The 16,685-nt window shown below is 67.4% G+C and carries 15 protein-coding genes; 4 read left to right on the top strand and 11 right to left on the bottom strand.

Features of this window, described 5'->3' with window-relative positions; genetic code table 11:
* Window positions 1-102 precede the first annotated feature (102 nt).
* From ACLQ62_RS10345 to xseA, 5 genes are read right to left on the bottom strand one after another with little or no spacing between them, the layout of a single operon-like run.
* Window positions 103-1,500, bottom strand: coding sequence for a class II fumarate hydratase (locus tag ACLQ62_RS10345; RefSeq protein WP_411721553.1), 1,398 nt, complete (start codon window positions 1,498-1,500; stop codon window positions 103-105).
* A gap of 27 nt (window positions 1,501-1,527) precedes the next feature.
* The gene (locus ACLQ62_RS10350) at window positions 1,528-2,181 is read right to left on the bottom strand and encodes a carbonic anhydrase (protein ID WP_411721554.1); all 654 of its coding nucleotides are present in this window, start codon (window positions 2,179-2,181) and stop codon (window positions 1,528-1,530) included.
* Window positions 2,181-2,834: a DUF4245 domain-containing protein gene (locus ACLQ62_RS10355; protein ID WP_411721555.1), complete on the bottom strand. Its 654-nt coding sequence runs from the start codon at window positions 2,832-2,834 to the stop codon at window positions 2,181-2,183. The genes ACLQ62_RS10350 and ACLQ62_RS10355 overlap by 1 nt, the downstream gene beginning before the upstream one ends.
* The gene (locus ACLQ62_RS10360) at window positions 2,831-3,064 is read right to left on the bottom strand and encodes an exodeoxyribonuclease VII small subunit (protein ID WP_411721556.1); all 234 of its coding nucleotides are present in this window, start codon (window positions 3,062-3,064) and stop codon (window positions 2,831-2,833) included. The genes ACLQ62_RS10355 and ACLQ62_RS10360 overlap by 4 nt, the downstream gene beginning before the upstream one ends.
* 9 nt (window positions 3,065-3,073) lie before the next feature.
* The gene (xseA, locus tag ACLQ62_RS10365; RefSeq protein ID WP_411721557.1) at window positions 3,074-4,309 is read right to left on the bottom strand and encodes an exodeoxyribonuclease VII large subunit; all 1,236 of its coding nucleotides are present in this window, start codon (window positions 4,307-4,309) and stop codon (window positions 3,074-3,076) included.
* A gap of 88 nt (window positions 4,310-4,397) precedes the next feature.
* Here xseA and ACLQ62_RS10370 point away from each other — a divergent pair, with 88 nt between their 5' ends.
* Both ACLQ62_RS10370 and ACLQ62_RS10375 read left to right on the top strand, forming a co-directional pair.
* Window positions 4,398-5,432 (top strand): 4-hydroxy-3-methylbut-2-enyl diphosphate reductase, encoded by a 1,035-nt coding sequence (locus tag ACLQ62_RS10370; protein WP_411721584.1) that lies wholly within the window; start codon window positions 4,398-4,400, stop codon window positions 5,430-5,432.
* Window positions 5,429-5,971: a DUF6264 family protein gene (locus ACLQ62_RS10375; RefSeq protein WP_411721558.1), complete on the top strand. Its 543-nt coding sequence runs from the start codon at window positions 5,429-5,431 to the stop codon at window positions 5,969-5,971. Before ACLQ62_RS10370 ends, ACLQ62_RS10375 begins: the two co-directional genes overlap by 4 nt.
* Window positions 5,972-6,052: 81 nt before the next feature.
* On the opposite strand, the gene fbaA is transcribed toward ACLQ62_RS10375, so the two are convergent.
* Window positions 6,053-7,078 carry a class II fructose-bisphosphate aldolase gene (gene fbaA, locus ACLQ62_RS10380; protein WP_411721559.1) on the bottom strand — a complete coding sequence of 342 codons (1,026 nt, stop codon included), beginning with the start codon at window positions 7,076-7,078 and terminating at the stop codon, window positions 6,053-6,055.
* Window positions 7,079-7,170: 92 nt separating this feature from the next.
* Between fbaA and ACLQ62_RS10385 the strand changes: the two genes are divergently transcribed.
* Together ACLQ62_RS10385 and glpX are read left to right on the top strand one after the other, a co-directional pair.
* Window positions 7,171-8,130 (top strand): fructose-bisphosphatase class II family protein, encoded by a 960-nt coding sequence (locus ACLQ62_RS10385; protein WP_411721560.1) that lies wholly within the window; start codon window positions 7,171-7,173, stop codon window positions 8,128-8,130.
* A 150-nt stretch (window positions 8,131-8,280) separates the two neighbouring features.
* Window positions 8,281-9,264: a class II fructose-bisphosphatase gene (gene glpX / locus ACLQ62_RS10390; RefSeq protein ID WP_411721561.1), complete on the top strand. Its 984-nt coding sequence runs from the start codon at window positions 8,281-8,283 to the stop codon at window positions 9,262-9,264.
* A gap of 29 nt (window positions 9,265-9,293) precedes the next feature.
* Here glpX and ACLQ62_RS10395 read toward each other — a convergent pair whose 3' ends face one another.
* From ACLQ62_RS10395 to ACLQ62_RS10415, 5 genes are read right to left on the bottom strand one after another with little or no spacing between them, the layout of a single operon-like run.
* Window positions 9,294-10,490: a VWA domain-containing protein gene (locus ACLQ62_RS10395; protein WP_411721562.1), complete on the bottom strand. Its 1,197-nt coding sequence runs from the start codon at window positions 10,488-10,490 to the stop codon at window positions 9,294-9,296.
* Window positions 10,487-12,775, bottom strand: a complete 2,289-nt coding sequence (locus tag ACLQ62_RS10400) for a DUF5682 family protein (RefSeq protein ID WP_411721563.1) — start codon at window positions 12,773-12,775, stop codon at window positions 10,487-10,489. The genes ACLQ62_RS10395 and ACLQ62_RS10400 overlap by 4 nt, the downstream gene beginning before the upstream one ends.
* Before the next feature lie 3 nt (window positions 12,776-12,778).
* Window positions 12,779-13,885, bottom strand: coding sequence for an ATP-binding protein (locus ACLQ62_RS10405; protein WP_411721564.1), 1,107 nt, complete (start codon window positions 13,883-13,885; stop codon window positions 12,779-12,781).
* Window positions 13,882-15,333: a DUF5691 domain-containing protein gene (locus tag ACLQ62_RS10410; RefSeq protein ID WP_411721565.1), complete on the bottom strand. Its 1,452-nt coding sequence runs from the start codon at window positions 15,331-15,333 to the stop codon at window positions 13,882-13,884. The genes ACLQ62_RS10405 and ACLQ62_RS10410 overlap by 4 nt, the downstream gene beginning before the upstream one ends.
* Window positions 15,330-16,601 (bottom strand): SWIM zinc finger family protein, encoded by a 1,272-nt coding sequence (locus ACLQ62_RS10415; RefSeq protein WP_411721566.1) that lies wholly within the window; start codon window positions 16,599-16,601, stop codon window positions 15,330-15,332. The genes ACLQ62_RS10410 and ACLQ62_RS10415 overlap by 4 nt, the downstream gene beginning before the upstream one ends.
* Between the last annotated feature and the right edge of the window lie 84 nt (window positions 16,602-16,685).

A 16,685-nucleotide genomic window follows, 5' to 3' on the forward strand; every position in this document is an offset into this window, starting at 1 on the left:
GCCTAAAACACGCGCGGGGTCCACGCCCGGTGGTACCCCCCCAACGGGGCAGGCGGGGGCCGGCGCCCCGCAGGACCCGGCATTGTCGTGACAGCTCCGGGACTAGCCCGGGTGGGTCATCGAGAGCAGGTCGAGCGCGCTGTCGAGCTGCTCTTCGGTGAGATCTCCGCGTTCGACGAAGCCGAGGCTCACAACGGCTTCCCGCACGGTGATTCCTTCAGCAACGGCGTGCTTGGCGATCTTTGCGGCTTTCTCGTAGCCGATGATCTTGTTGAGCGGGGTGACGATCGACGGTGACATCCCGGCCAGGGCAGCTGCCCGCTCCAGGTTGGCTTCGAGGCCGTCGATGGTTTTGTCTGCGAGCACGCGGGAGGCGTTCGAGAGCAAGCGGATCGACTCCAGCAGTGCGGTGCCCATCACGGGGATCTGGACGTTGAGTTCGAACGAACCGGATGCTCCGCCCCAGGCGATCGTTGCGTCATTGCCGATGACCCGCGAGCAGACCATGAGCACAGCCTCTGGGATCACCGGGTTGACCTTGCCGGGCATGATGGAAGATCCGGGCTGCAGGTCGGGGATGTGCAGTTCGCCCAGGCCGGTGTTCGGGCCGGAACCCATCCAGCGCAGGTCGTTGCAGATCTTCGTGAGGCTCACCGCGATCGTGCGCAGCGCACCGGATGCCTCGACCAGGCCGTCCCGGTTGGCCTGCGCCTCGAAGTGGTCGGCTGCCTCGGTGATCGGAAGTTCGGTGTCCTCCACCAGCAGCTGGATGACGAGCTGCGGGAAGCCGGACGGGGTGTTGATGCCGGTACCGACGGCGGTGCCGCCGAGTGGCACCTCGGCAACCCGGGGGAGAGCCGACCGGACCCGCTCGATTCCGAGGCGGACCTGGCGGGCGTAGCCGCCGAATTCCTGCCCCAGGGTGACGGGCGTGGCATCCATCAGGTGGGTGCGACCGGACTTCACGGCACTTTTCCACAGCTCCGCTTTCGCTTCAAGGGCCACGGCGAGGTGGTCGAGAGCGGGGATCAGGTCGTCGATGAGGGCGCTCGTCACCGCGATGTGCACGGAGGTGGGGAACACGTCGTTCGAGGACTGGGAGCAGTTCACGTGGTCGTTCGGGTGGACGGGTGAACCCAGGCGGGCGGATGCGAGGCTCGCCAGAACTTCGTTCATGTTCATGTTCGAGGACGTACCTGAACCGGTCTGGTAGACATCGATCGGGAACTGCTTGTCGTGGCGCCCAGCGATGACCTCGTCGGCGGCGCCGCCGATCGCCTCGGCGATGGTGGCGTCGAGCACACCGAGTTGCGCGTTTGCGGCAGCCGCTGCCTTCTTGATCCTCGCGAGGGCCGCGATCTGCGCCGACTCGAGCCCGGCACCGGAGATCGGGAAGTTTTCCACGGCGCGCTGGGTCTGGGCGCTGTACAGCGCGGAGGTCGGGACGCGGACCTCACCCATCGTGTCGTGTTCGATGCGGTACGAGGGTTCTTCTGACACGGTTTGTCTTCTCCTGGTGTGATGGCGCTACATTGCGCCGGTGGTCGTGGTTTCGAGATTTCCGATGATGATGTCGGGCACGGCGGTGCCCTCAAGAAGTTTGTAGTTCGCTCCGACGATACCGAGAATGCCGGCCGCGACGGCGTCGCTGATCATCTCCGACCGCTCCAGGAGTTCGGCAACCGTGTCGCGGAGATGTTCCCGGCCGACTTCGAACGGGTCGGCTTCCCACGGATGAACCGCACGAGCCTTCGCCACGCGTCTCACCGCTGGAGCGATTTGCTGGATCAGGTTGTCGATGTGGGGAGGCAGCGGGGTGGCATCCGGAGCGAGCGAATCGATCGCTGCCCGGACGGCGCCGCACTGGTCGTGGCCGAGCACGACGATGAGCGGAACATGCAGGACGCCGACGGCGTACTCGAGCGAGCCGACGACCGAGTCGGAGATGACCTGGCCGGCGTTCCGAACGACGAACAGGTCGCCGAGGCCCTTGTCGAAGATGATCTCTGCCGCGAGGCGGGAATCGGAGCACCCGAACAGGACGACGTCGGGCTGCTGCTTGAGGGCGAGCGACTCACGGCGTTCGACGTCCTGGCGCGGATGCAGTGGCTCGCCGGAGACGAATCGCGCGTTTCCGCGCATCATCACCGACCATGCCTTGCTCGGGCGTGATGTTGGCATCAGTTGCTCCTGTTCGTTCGGTTGGCCAGCACCTGGTCGGCGAGGGCGGATGCGACGGTGCGGAACTCCTCATCGGACCCCGTTCCGAACACGATGAAGGTCGACGCACCGGCCTCACTCGTCAGGGCGTATTCCATGTTGCCGACGTCCTCACGCTCGCGATTGTCGTAAACCGTCCACTCCACGCCGTCCACGGTGACCGTCGACGAAGCTGTGGTCTGGCGCAGCTGCTGGGAGACCCAGGTTTCGTTGGCGTCGAAGCCCTGCGCGATGCCGATGTATTCCTTCGACGGTGTGATCAGACCGATGTTCCAGGAGGACACTCCTCCGGTCTTGTCGGTCTCTGCCCGGTTCGAACTCCAGCTGCCGGGCAGCTCCGGGTTCGCGAGGGTGTGTTCCGAGGAAGTCTGGGCCTGGGTGGCCACGGCACCGTAGTCGACCTCGGGCACGAGCGAGTTGTCGGCACGGGGCACGGCCAGGGCGATGATCAGAACGAGACCGACGCAGACGAGCAACGAGTAGACGAGGTTGTTGACCGTCTTGCGTCTGCGGTAGTTGCGGGAGCTCTCGGCCTTGCGCTCGGCCGACTCCTCGGGAGTTTCGGGGCGGCCGAGCTCGGCGACGACTCGCGGCTGGCGACGGGGGGAGCTCATTCGGCTAGCTGCGCCTCGCTCGACTGGGTGGCTGCGCGCGCGGCATCAAGCCGGGCCTTCGCTCCGATGAGCCAGTCCTCGCAGCGCCGGGCGAGAGCTTCGCCGCGCTCCCACAGGGCGAGCGACTGCTCAAGGGTCGGTGCCCCCTGCTCGAGTTCGGAGACGACGCGAATGAGTTCATCCCGAGCGTCTTCGTAGCTGAGGGTGGAGACCTCGCGGGTTTCTGGCATGGTCCAATCCTATCTGGGGTCGGCGAACGCCTCACCCGTCGAGCCGTCGGAGTGCGCTGCGATTCGGCCGGCCGCGAGAGTGAGGGTGAACGGGGTGCCGGCGGGGGCATCAGGTGCGGAGCGGATGACGTGACCGTCGAGGCCCTGGGCGATCGCGTAACCGCGATCGAGGGTGCGTTGCGGCGACAGGGCCCGAAGGTGTGAACGCAGATCGCCGATCTCGCGGGTGGAGCGTTCAAGGATGCGCTCGACCAGTTCGGTGCCGCGGGCGACGTACCGCGTCAGCTCTTCCGCTCGGGTGTCGACGATCCACGAGGCCGAGGCAAGGGCCGGCCGGGAACGCAGCTGCCCGATGCGAGCTGTCTCGGTGTGGAGGTAGGTGGCGAGCCGGGTGCCGAGCCGTGCTCTGGCCTGATGGACGCGGTGCAGCTCCTCCGTGACATCCGGGACCACGCGCTTGGCGGCATCCGTCGGCGTGGAAGCGCGCAGGTCGGCGACGTCGTCGAGGAGCGGCCGGTCCGCCTCGTGGCCGATGGCGCTGACGAGAGGGGTGGTGCAGGCAGCGGCGGCGCGGACCAGCCGCTCGTCGCTGAAGCCCAGGAGGTTCTGGAAGTCCCCGCCGCCTCTCGCGACGATGATCACGTCGACGGCAGGGTCGGCGTCGAGTCGTTGAATCGCCGAGATGACCTCGGGGACGGTGCGGTCGCCCTGCACCGCGGCGTGGACGATGCGGAAGTCGACCGCCGGCCAGCGCAGCTGGGCGTTTCGGAGAACATCCTTCTCGGCGTCGGAGTCCTTGCCGGTGACGAGCCCGATGCAGTGGGGGAGAAACGGCAGTCTCTTTTTGCGCGAGAGGTCGAACAGGCCCTCGCTCGCAAGCTGGGTGCGGAGTCGTTCGAGCCGCTCGAGCAGGTCGCCGAGGCCGACGTGCTTCATCTGCAGAACCTGCATCGTCAGGGTGCCGCCCTTGACCCAGTAGTTGGGTTTGAGAAGCGCAACGACACGGTCGCCGTGCTTGAGATCAGCGGGGATGCGTGCCTTCACCGATGACCAGATGGTGAAACTCACCGTGGCGTCCTGGTTGAGGTCCTTGAGCTTGCCGTAAACATTCCCGGCGGAGGTTCCCCACTGGGCGAGTTCCCCTTCGACCCAGACCGAGCCGAGGCGGTCGATGTAGTCACGGATCTTGACGCCGAGCAGTCCAACAGGCCACGGATTCTCTGCTGTGGCGGGTGAATCCGGCATCCGTTGTCGCTCCTTATGGTCGTCCAGCCTGCGCACAGAGCCAGCGGCCTAGAATTGACACGTGAGTGACGCAACAATCAGCCTGCCCATGCCGAGAATCCCCGGCGTGCGTTCGAGGCTCAAGGATACCCCGGTGGTCGGACATAAGCGGGTGCTGCTAGCTGCGCCCCGTGGCTACTGCGCCGGTGTTGACCGTGCCGTCATCGCCGTCGAGAAAGCTTTGGAGCACTACGGTTCGCCGGTCTATGTGCGCAAGCAGATCGTCCACAACATCCACGTCGTGTCTGAGCTCGAGAGCAAGGGAGCGATCTTTGTGGAAGAGGTCGACGAGGTGCCTGAGGGGTCACACATCGTCTTCAGCGCCCACGGAGTTTCGCCCGCCGTGGTGAATGCGGCCTCCGACCGCGGGCTGCAGGCCATCGACGCCACCTGCCCCCTGGTGACCAAGGTTCACCGCGAAGCCGTGCGCTTCGCCCGTGACGACTTCGAAATCCTCCTCATCGGCCACGAAGGCCACGAAGAAGTCGAGGGCACCGCCGGTGAAGCCCCCGAGCACACGACGCTTGTCGGCAGCCCCGACGAAGCCGACACCGTGCAGGTCAAGGACCCGAACAAGGTGGTCTGGCTGTCGCAGACGACGCTCAGCGTCGACGAAACGATGGAAACGGTTCGTCGGCTTCGGGCGCGGTTCCCCAACCTGCAGGACCCCCCAAGCGATGACATCTGCTACGCCACCCAGAACCGCCAGGTCGCAATCAAGAAGGTCGCGCAGGACGCCGACCTCGTGATTGTCGTCGGTTCGGCGAACTCGTCCAACTCGGTTCGCCTCGTCGAGGTGGCCCTCGAATACGGCGCCAAGGCCGCCTACCGGGTGGACTACGCGAGCGAGATCAAGCAGGAGTGGGTCGACGGCGTCGAGACCGTCGGCGTGACCAGTGGCGCATCCGTTCCTGAGGTTCTCGTAACCGAGGTCCTCGAGAGCCTCGCCTCTGCCGGCTACCGCGACGTCGAGGAAGTGAAGACAGCAGAGGAAGACCTGATGTTCTCCCTGCCCAAGGAGCTCCGCACCAACCTGAAGGGTGCCAAGGACAAACGGGCACTCGGCGGAAGGAACCGACCATGAGCGACATTCAGCGGCCGCGCCCGCAATTCGGTGAATACGCCACACCCGAGGAACAGCAGAAGGCGATCAAGGTCCCGCTCGACGACAGCGAGTCGATGCCTGTCGCGTCCCAGGAGTCTCCGAGCAGCCATATCAGCGTTCAGGGCGGGCGGACGGCCCAGGTCCCGGCGAAGCGGGCGACCGCTGACCGCGTGGCAACGATGATGCTGCTCGGGATCGGACTGATGACGATTCTGCTGTCGTTGCCTGCCCTTATCGACCTGCCGAAGTCGATCGACACCGCCTTCGCCCAGCTCGATCTCGGGGACTACACCTCGACCGCCCTCGGCTCGGCGCTCGGGTGGACCGCCCTTCTCATCTCGGCGGCGCTCTGGGGATTCGCTCTGTGGCTGTCCCTCCGCGCCCTCCGCCGGGGCCGAATCGCCTGGTGGATCCCGCTCGTCTTCGGCGTCATCGGCAACATCGCTGTGTTCGCCTGCATCGCGTTCGCCATGGCAGGAGACCCGGCTTTCTCCGACTACGTGAACCGGGTGAACTGACGCTCCGCTGTTCGCGCCGCAACGCAAACGGATGCCCCGACCGCACTGGTCGGGGCATCCGTCTTTCAGTCTGCAGTCCGGTCAGCCGCGCGAGTGTCCGGCTGAGCCGAGCTGGCGGGTCGACTCCACCACGCGGGCAGCCATGGCGGACTCGGCCACCTTGCCCCAGGCGCGGGGGTCGTAGAGCTTCTTGTTGCCGACTTCACCGTCGACCTTGAGCACGCCGTCGTAATTCTTGAGCATGTAGTCGGAGATGGCGCGGGTGTACGCGTACTGCGTGTCGGTGTCGATGTTCATCTTGATGACACCGTTCGCGACGGCCTCGGCGATCTCGGCGTCGGTGGAGCCGGATCCGCCGTGGAAGACGAGGTCGAGCGGCTTCGCGGCGGTGCCGTACTTCGCGGCGATGCCGTCCTGGATTTCCTTGAGGAGTTCCGGCTTGAGCTTCACGTTGCCCGGCTTGTACACGCCGTGCACGTTGCCGAAGGTCAGTGCGGCCATGTAACGGCCGTTGTCGCCGAGACCGAGTGCTTCGACCGTGGCGATCGCGTCGTCCAGCGTCGTGTACAGGTGCTCGTTGATGTCGTGGCTGACACCGTCTTCCTCGCCTCCGACGACGCCGATCTCGACCTCGAGGATGGCGTTGATCGCGCGGGTGCGCTGAATCATGTCCTTCGCGATTTCGAGGTTCTCGTCGAGCGGAACTGCCGATCCGTCCCACATGTGCGACTGGAAGAGCGGGTTACGGCCGGCCTTGACTTCTTCTTCGGAGGCGGCGATCAGCGGCATCACGAAGCCGTCGAGGGCGTCCTTCGGGCAGTGGTCGGTGTGGAGCGCGACGGTGACGGGATAATTCTTCGCAACCTCGGTGGCGAACTTCGCAAAGGCGATCGCGCCTGCTGCGCGGTTCTTCACGGTGTGGCCGGCGAAGTAGTCCGCTCCACCCGTGGTGACCTGGATGATCCCGTCTGAGCCGGCCTCGGTCAGCCCCTGCAGCACGGCGTTGATGGTCTGAGAGCTCGACACATTGAATGCGGGATAGGCGAAACCCTTCGCCTTTGCGGTGTCGAGCATTTCTGCGTACTGCTCTGGGGTTGCGACGGGCATAGCTTCTCCTTGACGAGATGGATGTCTTCGCCAATCAGTGTAGCGAGCGCCCCCTGAACGGCAGAGTCTCGGCGACAAGGCAGGATGGAACGGTGACTTCACCCAGCCTTCCCGCCGACGTTCTCGAGGGTTTCGCCCGCGCCACCCGGATCGCGGCCCTCGCCACCGTGGATCTCCTCGGCTCGGGGGACAAACACGAGGTGGACCGCGTCGCCGTCGTCGCCCTGCGGGACGCGCTGGCAGGCATCCAGGTCGACGGGCTCGTACTGGTCGGTGAAGGGGAGAAGGACGAAGCCCCCATGCTTCACCTCGGGGAGCGGTTCGGCACCGGTAGCGGGCCGGCTGTCGACATCGCCGTCGACCCGGTGGACGGCACCCGGCTGGCCGCCGAGAACCTGCCCGGATCGGTCGCGGTACTCGCTGTGGCTGCGCGCGGCACCCTCTATGACATCGGGCCGGCTCACTACATGGAGAAGCTGGTCACGGATGCCTCGGGTGCGTCGCTTGACCTCGCCGCGCCGCTGGCCGAGAACCTGCAGCGGCTGGCCGAAGCACGCGGTACTGCGGTGTCGGACCTTGTCATTGCTGTGCAGGACCGGCCGCGGAACGCTCTGTTCGTCTCGGCTGCGCGCGCCGCCGGTGCGCAGGTGGATCTCTTCGCCGACGGAGATGTTGAACGCTGCCTGCTGGCCGCCCAGCCCGGCACCGCCATCGACGTCCTCGTGGGAATCGGGGGAGCGCCGGAGGGAATCCTCACCGCCGCGGCCGTTCGTGCCCTCGGGGGCCACATGCAGGCCCGCCTCGCGCCGCAGCGCCGTAAAGAGGCGGGACGGGTGCGGCTGGCCGGTTTCGACACGGACCGCATCCTCACCCTCGCCGACCTGTGCTCGGGTGACGCCTGGCTTTTCCTCACCGCCATCACCGACTGCCGGATCGAGGCCGGCCGGGTCCTGCCCGGCGTCCGCATCGATGGTCCCCATGTCGTCACCTCGTCGTGGAGCGCCGGTCCAGGGATCGTGCTGCGGCGCACGACCGCGCGATCCGCCCGGTAGGAAGCGCCGGCACCCCGGCAGGCGTCGCGAGGCCCGGGTTGGCGCGCATCCGTTCACGGAAAATGGCCCGGACGTTCCACCGCCGATAGGCTGGACGGGTCCCAGCGAACCCGCCATCGCAACCGCAGACGTTTCCGATTAAGGACCATCGTGACCCCAGACAACTCTTCACTTCTCACCCACCCGGATCGTAACCTCGCCCTCGAGCTGGTGCGGGCGACCGAGGCCGCCGCGATTCGCGCCACGCCATACATCGGCCGGGGCGACAAACTTGCCGCCGACGGCGCCGCGGTCGATGCGATGCGGGCGTTCCTCGGCACGGTGAACTTCGATGGCGTCGTCGTGATCGGTGAGGGAGAGAAGGACGAAGCACCCATGCTGTACAACGGTGAGCGAGTCGGCAACGGTCGCGGCCCCGCCTGCGACATCGCCGTCGACCCGATCGACGGCACGAGCCTCACCGCTGCCGGTCGGCAGAACGCCCTTTCGGTGATCGCGGTGTCTGACCGCGGAACGATGCTCGACGCATCCAGCGTTTTCTACATGGACAAGATCGTCACCGGCCCCGAGGGCATCGGTGTCGTCGACATCCGCAAGCCGATCGGTGAGAACATCCGTGCGCTCGCGAAGGCCAAGGGGAAGAGCGTCGGCGATATGACGATCGCGATTCTCGACCGCCCCCGCCACGCGCAGCTGATCGATGACGTACGTGCGGCCGGTGCTGGAACGCGGCTGATGCTGGACGGCGATGTGGCCGGTGGCATCAACGCCGCTCGTTACGAAACCCGGATCGACATGTGCGTCGGCATCGGCGGCAGCCCCGAAGGAATCGTGACCGCGTGCGCCGTGAGGGCGCTCGGCGGACTCATCCAAGGCATCATGGCCCCGAAGGACGACGTCGAACGTCAAAAAGGCATCGATGCCGGCCTCAAGATGGATTACGTCTACGAGGCCCATGAACTCGTCAACAGCGACAACACGTTTTTCGTTGCAACGGGTGTGACCGACGGCGGCCTCGTCGACGGCGTGCGCCGGATGGGCCCGATCATCCGGACGCAGAGCGTTGTGCTGCGGTCGAAGTCCGGCACCATCCGCCGTATCGGAGCGGACCACCTCGCCGCCAAGTGGCTCTAGGCGGCTCGCTCGTGCGCTGAGCCCTGCCGCTACGCCTCGTGGCTTGTGGGGATGTCGTGGGAGGCGGCCCATTCGCCCACGTCGCGGCGTTCGATGGCGGCGGCCATCAAATCCGGGAACAGGTCGGGCGTGCAGGCGAAGGCCGGGACACCGACCCCTGCGAGGGCCGCAGCGTGGTTCGAATCGAACGACGGATGGCCGCTGTCGCTCAAGGCCAGGAGCGCGATCATGGTGGTTCCCGAGCCGACGATCGTGGAGGCCCGCCGCAGCATCTCCTCGGCGATCCCGCCCTCGTAGAGGTCGCTGATCAACACCAGGATCGTCTCGGTCGGCTGGCTGATCTGGTTCTGGCAGTACGCGAGGGCTCGGTTGATATCCGTGCCGCCGCCTAGTTGTACGCCAAACAGCACATCAACCGGATCGTCCAGCTCGTCGGTCAGGTCAACGACCTCGGTGTCGAAGACCACCAGCCGAGTGCGCACCGAGCGCAGCGAGCTGAGCACCGCCCCGAATATGCTGGAATAAACGACGGACTCGGCCATCGACCCTGACTGATCGATGCACAGGATGATTTCACGCTGGATCTCGGTGCTGCGCCGGGCATGGCCCACCAGTCGCTCCGGCACGATCGTCCGGTACTCGGGTTGGTAGTGCTTGAGGTTCGCGGCGATCGTCCTGTTCCAGTCAATGTCCCGGTGCCGCGGCCGTCGGGTCCGCGCTGCCCGGTTGAGCGCCCCGGATACAGCCTGGACCGTTCTGGCACGCAGGCGCTCTACGAGTTCATCGGTCACCTGGCGGATGACTGCCCTGGCGGTCTCACGGGAATGTTCCGGGATTACCCGGCCCAGGCCGATCAGAGTGCTGACCAGACCGACGTCGGGCTGCACACTGCGCAGCATCTCCGGCTCGAGGAGCAACTGCCGCAGGCCGAGTCGGTCCATGGCGTCCGCCTGCATCACCTGCACGACGCTGGTGGGGAAATAGCCACGGATGTCCCCGAGCCAGCGGGCCACCCGCGGACTCGACGCGCCGAGGCCGCCCCGGCCGTTCTTTTGAGCGCCGTACAACTCATCCAGGGCCTGGTCGCGGCGGGCATCAGCGGGGGACAGGTCCACGCTTTCGCCGCCCGCTGTGGTGATGCCGTCGGTCCCACCCCCACCGAGCACCAGACGCCAGCGGCCCAGCCGGCCCCGGAAGTCACCACCTTCGCGGTCTGCATCCGTCACGCGATCGCCTCCCATCCGAGGTACCGGGCCATCGTGCGGATCGCCGGACCCGCGGCCGCCAGGTCGAGCGTGGGCTGGCTGGTTGGGCGAGCGACCCCGCCGGTTCGGCTCACCTGCTCACCGATCTCCCGGCGCTCGGGCCCGCTGAAAGCTGAAAAGGTCCTTCGCAGGAGCGGCAGGACGTCGTCGAAGATTTCGTCGTCGACGCCGGCCACCCAATCGTCGACGATCGTCAGCAGTCTCCGATCGTGAACCAGCAGGGAGGCGTCGCCGGAGAGGAGGCCGTCCAGCCAGGCGGCGGACTCCCGGGCCGGTGTGGCGATCGAGAGCCGGCGGCTCAATGTTGCAGCGACGTCGTTCGCGTCGACCAGACCCGCGTCGAGGAGCAGCCTCGTCGCCCGGCCCGCCACCGTGCCGTGGATCCGGTCCGAACCGGCGACGGCGGCGAGCGCCCGGTGCCAGTCGTCGAGCGGCAGGTCGGGCAGCAGCGACAGACCCTGCTGGGCCGTGTCGACGGCGCGCCGCATCGCATCCGCCGCTTCATCGTCCAGCCCTGCACAGGCGACGGGCAGCCCGACGCACGCGCGCACAACCGTTGTGTCCAGGATCTCCCGCACCCCTGTGACGTCGACCCCGCGCACGTTGCCGTAGCGGCAGGTTCTGGCCAGGGGCTCAATGGTTTCCAGCAGCGGCGGGACGTCCTGCTGCAGGGCGGTGCGTTCGGCGAGGACAGACACCACGCCGCCGATGCCGTCAGGCAGATCGGCAAGCAGACAGCGAGCCAGGAGCCCGCTGAGTTCCGTCAGGCTGCTGGTCTCCTGCGCCCGCTCCGATACGAAGGCCGCGGCAGCCGAGGAAACCGTGGTGCCGTAGCGGCTGGCCTCGACCACGGCGAGAGCCAGTTCCGGCTCCCACTGCAGCGTCCACACCTCCTTGAAAGTGCCCGTCGTCCGGCCGGTTTCGGCCTGCACGCCCCACTCGACTCCGAGGAGTGCGAGCCGGTGCAACAGGACGGACCGGGCCAGCTGATTCGGCTTGCGCAGGTCATGGGTCAGAACCTCTTGGACGGCGCTGGGTTTCCACCGCAACTTTCGCTGGATGGCGGCGAGATCGGCAGCCAGCGGAAGGGTTGGCGCAGAATCCGGCACGTTCCCAAGCTCGAGTCCGATGGTGAGTTCGCGGTGCACCAGAGCCAGAGGCAGCGCAGAACCGTCGCAGAGCACGGCCTGTGCGGCGTCGTCCAGTTCTGCCAGGCCCGGGCTGGGCCGTCCACGGACGGCGGCCAGAGCGTTCGCCAGCCGGCTGGCTTCAACCACGGAGGCCGGTGATGCGTCAAGGTTCTCCCGGCGCAGGGCGTGGGCTACCCGTACCAGCCAGGTCGTCGACACATCCGTGGCCGGATCCTGCGCCATCCAGTGCGTGAAGAGGTGCTGGTACCAGCCCGGCGCCGAAACTCCCGCGCCGTACCCGCTGCGTCTGCTGAGCCGGTCAGACGTCCACGGCACCCAGGTGACGGCGACCCGCGCTTTGGGCAGGCCGGCGAGCACGGCGTTGTCGGCAGACACCGGTGGGAAGCCGGCGGGCACCAGGGCGGGGGCGTGGTAGGCACCGCACACCACGGCGATTCGCGCGTGTCCTTCGCGGATGGCGGCCCGGATCAGCCGCCGCATCGCGGCTTCCCGTCGGTTGTTTTCGATGACGTTGGCGTCGTCCGCTGGCCTGTCGTCGGCCGCGCGGATCGCGGCGATGGCCTCGGTCAACGCCGAGAACCGGTCAACAGGGTCGGTGTTCCTGTGCTCGACGGCGTCCTCCCACCAGCGTTCGGGGTCGGTGTACCCGGCGGCCGCGGCCAGCATGCCGATTGCGTCGGGACGGTAGGGCTGCTCGGGCGGGACCGGACGTTCACCGCCGTCGATGTCCCTGTGCTCCCCGCCTGGGGATGATGGCGGCGCGGCGGCCACGTCGAGTCCGATGGTGTGCGTCGCGGGCAGATCGATCGCCCGCACCGGCGTGCCGGTGGACAGCGCCCAGCGAATGGCGACCCACTCCGGCGAGAAGCTGGCCATCGGGTAGAAGGAAGCCCGCCGGGGCTCATCCGCCGCATAAATCAGCCCGGCGACCGGTGGCAGCATTCCCGGGTCGGAGAGGAGGGGGAGAACCTGGTCGAGTTCCGGGGGGCCTTCAACCAGCACCAGATCCGGCCGGAGGGTCGCCAATGCCTCGGCGACGGAATGTGCCGAGCCGGGGCCGTGATGCCGGATCCCCAGGACGTGGACGTCTGTCATCTGTCAGTGAGTGGACTCGAGGTCGCGGCAGGCCCGGTAAAGGTCTCTCCACTCGGGCCGGTTTCGCACCACGGTTTCCAGGTACTCCTGCCAGATCACCCGGTCCTGCACCGGATCCTTGACCACTGCCCCCACCAGGCTGGCCGCCACGTCCGGGGCCCGAACGGTCCCATCACCGAAGTGGGCGGCCAGGGACAACCCGTTCGTCATCACCGAAATCGCTTCAGCAGTGGAAAGGGTTGCTGAGGGGGATTTGAGGGTGGTGCGCTGGTCCTGAGTGACTCCGGCCCGGAGCTCGCGCATGATCGTGACCACCCGGCGGATTTCAGAAAGCGCCGCCAGGTCGGCGGGAAGCTCCAAAGCCGTGCCGAGGCTGCGGACCCGGGTCGTGACGATTTCGACCTCCTGTTCGATGCTGTCCGGGAGCGGCAGCACCACGGTGTTGAAGCGTCGGCGCAATGCCGAGGAGAGGTCGTTGACGCCCTTGTCCCGGTTGTTGGCCGTCGCGATGACGTTGAAGCCCTTGCGCGCCTGTACTTCTTCGTTGAGTTCGGGAATCGGCAGCGTCTTCTCGCTGAGGATGGTGATCAAGGAATCCTGCACATCGGACGGAATCCTGGTGAGTTCTTCCACGCGCACCAGACTGCCGGTCTCCATCGCGCGCATCACCGGCCCAGGCACCATGGCCGCACGGGATGGCCCGTCGGCCAGAAGCCGCGCGTAGTTCCATCCGTAGCGCAGCGCCTCTTCCGGTGTACCGGCGGTGCCCTGCACCACGAGGGTGGATGAGCCCGAAATCGCCGCGGCAAGGTGCTCGCCGAGCCAGGTCTTCGCAGTGCCAGGCACGCCGAGCAGCAAGAGGGCCCGGTCCGTGGCCAGCGAGGCCACGGCGATCTCGACAAGCCGCTCCGATCCCAGGTATTTCGGAGCGAGCTGGACTCCGTTCGGCAGTGTTCCCCCGAGGATGTAGGCCGTCACCGCCCACGGGGAGAGCCGCCAGTTGGGCGGCCGGGGCCGGTCGTCCACTGCGGTCAGCGCGACGAGCTCGTCGGCGTACGCGGTCTCGGCATGGGCGCGAAGAACGTCGGTGTTGTTATGGGTATCGGTCATGAAAAAGCTTCCGTCAGGGATCGTCGGAATGATTGGTATTGCACGGCATCGCGCAGCACTCGGCGCCGTTCCGCCTCGTCGTCGGGACGATCCAGCAAGAGTCGGGCCTGTTCGGTTGCAGCGGGCGGCAACGCCGTCGGAAGGACGTTGGCCAGGAGGGCAGCAAGGTAGCCGCCGCCTGGAGCAGAAATCTGCTCGAGCACCGCGGCGGCCAGGGCAGGTCCCCATGGGCGTGGCAGGTCGGAGAGCGGTGGGGTCAGCGAGGTCGGGTGCACGGCCGCGCTATCAAGGTGCTTCCTGAGCCGGTCCTCGCGTTCGGGCACGGGCAGGCAATGCAGCAGCCGCAGGTCGGTCACGACGGTGAGCAGTGCCCGCACCCACTCGAGGTCGGCCCGCTGCTCGGCGGTGGCGAAGATGTCCTCGAGGACGCGGTTCTCGCCTTTGAGCAGCGGCAGCGTTGCAACCGGGCTGCGGCCGGAGACAGCCGTCCACACGTCGAGAGGGGCGCCGCGGACGATAGCGTCGAGCTGCCGGAGCCGGTCGGGCGCACCGCTCGCCGGGGTCGGCGGGATCCCGTCCCGCACGGCAGCCACATCCGGTTCAGGCGGGAGGTCGATCTCGAACTCTTTGCGCAGCACGCCCTTGACGCGCAGCAGCGGACGCAACCGGGAGGCCATACGTCCGGCCCTGGCGCTCGCGGGCAGCCGATCCAGGAGGTTGCAGGCGACCTGCCGTACGCTCCTCGCCTTGTCGTCCAGGGCCCTCTCCAGCAGGTCCTCATCGCTCTTCCCGAGGTTGATGGCGAATGTGCCGAGATGCGCCGCACGCTCACGGGCGCCGAGGGTATCCCAGTGCGTTTCCAGATGCTCCCGCGCTGCACCGGGATCACTGGCGCGGAGGAGTTCGAGCTGCGTCGTGGCGTCACGGCTCGTCAAGTCCGCCCACGTGAATGCCGTCGGGGGAGGGGAACCGGAGCCATCGGCTCTGAGATTCTGGAGCCAGAGGCCGCGCGTGCCGATTGCCGGATGCAGGACCTTCGCGACGTCGGGCTTGCTGTCGGCCAGGTCGAGCAGCGCGGGGAGGAGTCGGTGTGGGACCCGCTGTCCGGCGCGTCCGGCGAACCGGAGCCAATCGACGACGAGGTGGCTGCGCAGCTCCCGCCCGACCGGTGGCTGGGTCAGCAGAAGACCCAAAAGCCGGGAGGCCTCACCGGTGGCTTCGGGGGCATCGTCCGGCGGCGCCGGCTCCAGGAAAGCCGCAGCATCCAGTACGCGGGCAGCCCGAGCGGCCCGGGTCACCGCGTCGGCCAGAGCCGCCTGACCCAGCAGCAGTGCTTCGCCTGTCAGACCCTCGGGCGGGCGGACACCCAGATCGGTGGGGGCGGGCGGCGCCGGGTGCCGGGCGGTGCCGACGAGCGCCGCCGTTCGGAGATCGTCCAGCCAGGTCATGGAGTGACCACGGTTTCACCGATGACGGCCGACAGCGGCCGGATGCGGCCTTCCTCCAGCTCGCCGAAGATGTCCACCGGATGACCACCGGTCAGGGCCAGCAGCGAGTCCAGGGCTGCGTCGATCAACGGGAGGGCGTTCCCGGTGCCGTCCTGCACCCAGCCACCGTCGCCGGGAAAGACGCGCACGCCGTCGAGCAGCACCGGGAAGCGGCTGCGCCACGGCGATAGGGCAACGGCCGCGGATGCTGCCTGCAACGCGTCTGAGATGCTGCCGCCTTTCCCCAGGCTGGTTGCCGTGCCTCCCGGTCGCACAGCACTGGTGAACATCGCCCGTCGGGGTTCGGAACCGGGATACCGCGCGACGGTGGCGTCCAACGTCGCGCCCGCCAGTTGCGGTGTTGCCAGTGCCGCGCTCTGGGCAGCGAAGTCGAGCACGACAACGACGGTCCCATCGTTCCCGCGGAGCCAGGTCCGCTGCTGCTGGAGCCGCCCGTCGTCGCTGCGGTGGGCGCCGAGGACGAGCCACGGACCCGGCAGCGCCTCGGTTCCCTCGACGTCCGCTGTGGGCACTGCCCAGCCGACGGTTGCGCGGAGGTCGGCACTTTCGGTCGGGTTCAACGCGTCTCGGGAGCGCCAGGCACGGGTGACGGCCCACCAGCGCCCCGCCACCAGAAGGAGGTGATCGGCCCAATCAGTTCGCGCATGCACGTCTGAACCCATCGCCCGCACCTGCTCAGCCAGGCCGGGAAGCTGCGCATCCACCAGGCGTGCCGCCACGCCGTCCCACCACGCATACGGTTGGGAGCGAGCCGCAGCGAGGCCGGTCCGCACCAGATCGCTCAGCCAGCGGGCGAAGTCGTCGACTCCCGCGTCCATGAGAGCCATTCGGTCAGCCAGCCGCCTGGCCTGAGCCTGCGCGTCGACCGGCTGCCCAGTCTGGCGTTGTACGCGAGAAGTGGTGCGATCCGTCCGCTGGGACGCCCATTCCTGGGCGAACCCGGCCGTCTCTGTGCCGGCGTCGGCAGCTTCGCCGCGGGACCAGAGCAGAAGCAGGGCGAGAGCATGCTTGCAGGGGAACTTGCGGCTAGGGCAAGAGCAGCGATAGGCGGGGGCAGCAATATCCACGCTCACCTGGTACGGGGTCTTCCCGCTGCCCTGGCACTTGCCCCAGACCAGGACGTCGTTGCTGCCCGTGTCGGACCACGGCCCTGGATGCGCAAGCTTGCGCGCCGCGGCGAGGGAGGATGCATCGGGTGCGGCGTTCACCACCCGCAATTCTTAAAAAAAAAACATCAAAAACATTGATCCCGATGTCGCAGCTACCGCAAGAGAAGCGATCGGGGGTGGTTG

The sequence above is a fragment of the Mycetocola sp. genome, from assembly GCF_046716805.1.
GTDB lineage: Bacteria > Actinomycetota > Actinomycetes > Actinomycetales > Microbacteriaceae > Mycetocola_A.

Excerpts from the sequence above, each read along its gene's own strand:
- ACLQ62_RS10350 (WP_411721554.1), bottom strand. The coding sequence starts at position 2,181 with ATGCCAACATCACGCCCGAGCAAGGCATGGTCGGTGATGATGCGCGGA.
- ACLQ62_RS10355 (WP_411721555.1), bottom strand. The coding sequence starts at position 2,834 with ATGAGCTCCCCCCGTCGCCAGCCGCGAGTCGTCGCCGAGCTCGGCCGC.
- ACLQ62_RS10360 (WP_411721556.1), bottom strand. The coding sequence starts at position 3,064 with ATGCCAGAAACCCGCGAGGTCTCCACCCTCAGCTACGAAGACGCTCGG.
- xseA (WP_411721557.1), bottom strand. The coding sequence starts at position 4,309 with ATGCCGGATTCACCCGCCACAGCAGAGAATCCGTGGCCTGTTGGACTG.
- ACLQ62_RS10370 (WP_411721584.1), top strand. The coding sequence starts at position 4,398 with ATGCCGAGAATCCCCGGCGTGCGTTCGAGGCTCAAGGATACCCCGGTG.
- ACLQ62_RS10375 (WP_411721558.1), top strand. The coding sequence starts at position 5,429 with ATGAGCGACATTCAGCGGCCGCGCCCGCAATTCGGTGAATACGCCACA.
- fbaA (WP_411721559.1), bottom strand. The coding sequence starts at position 7,078 with ATGCCCGTCGCAACCCCAGAGCAGTACGCAGAAATGCTCGACACCGCA.
- ACLQ62_RS10400 (WP_411721563.1), bottom strand. The coding sequence starts at position 12,775 with ATGACAGACGTCCACGTCCTGGGGATCCGGCATCACGGCCCCGGCTCG.
- ACLQ62_RS10405 (WP_411721564.1), bottom strand. The coding sequence starts at position 13,885 with ATGACCGATACCCATAACAACACCGACGTTCTTCGCGCCCATGCCGAG.
- ACLQ62_RS10410 (WP_411721565.1), bottom strand. The coding sequence starts at position 15,333 with ATGACCTGGCTGGACGATCTCCGAACGGCGGCGCTCGTCGGCACCGCC.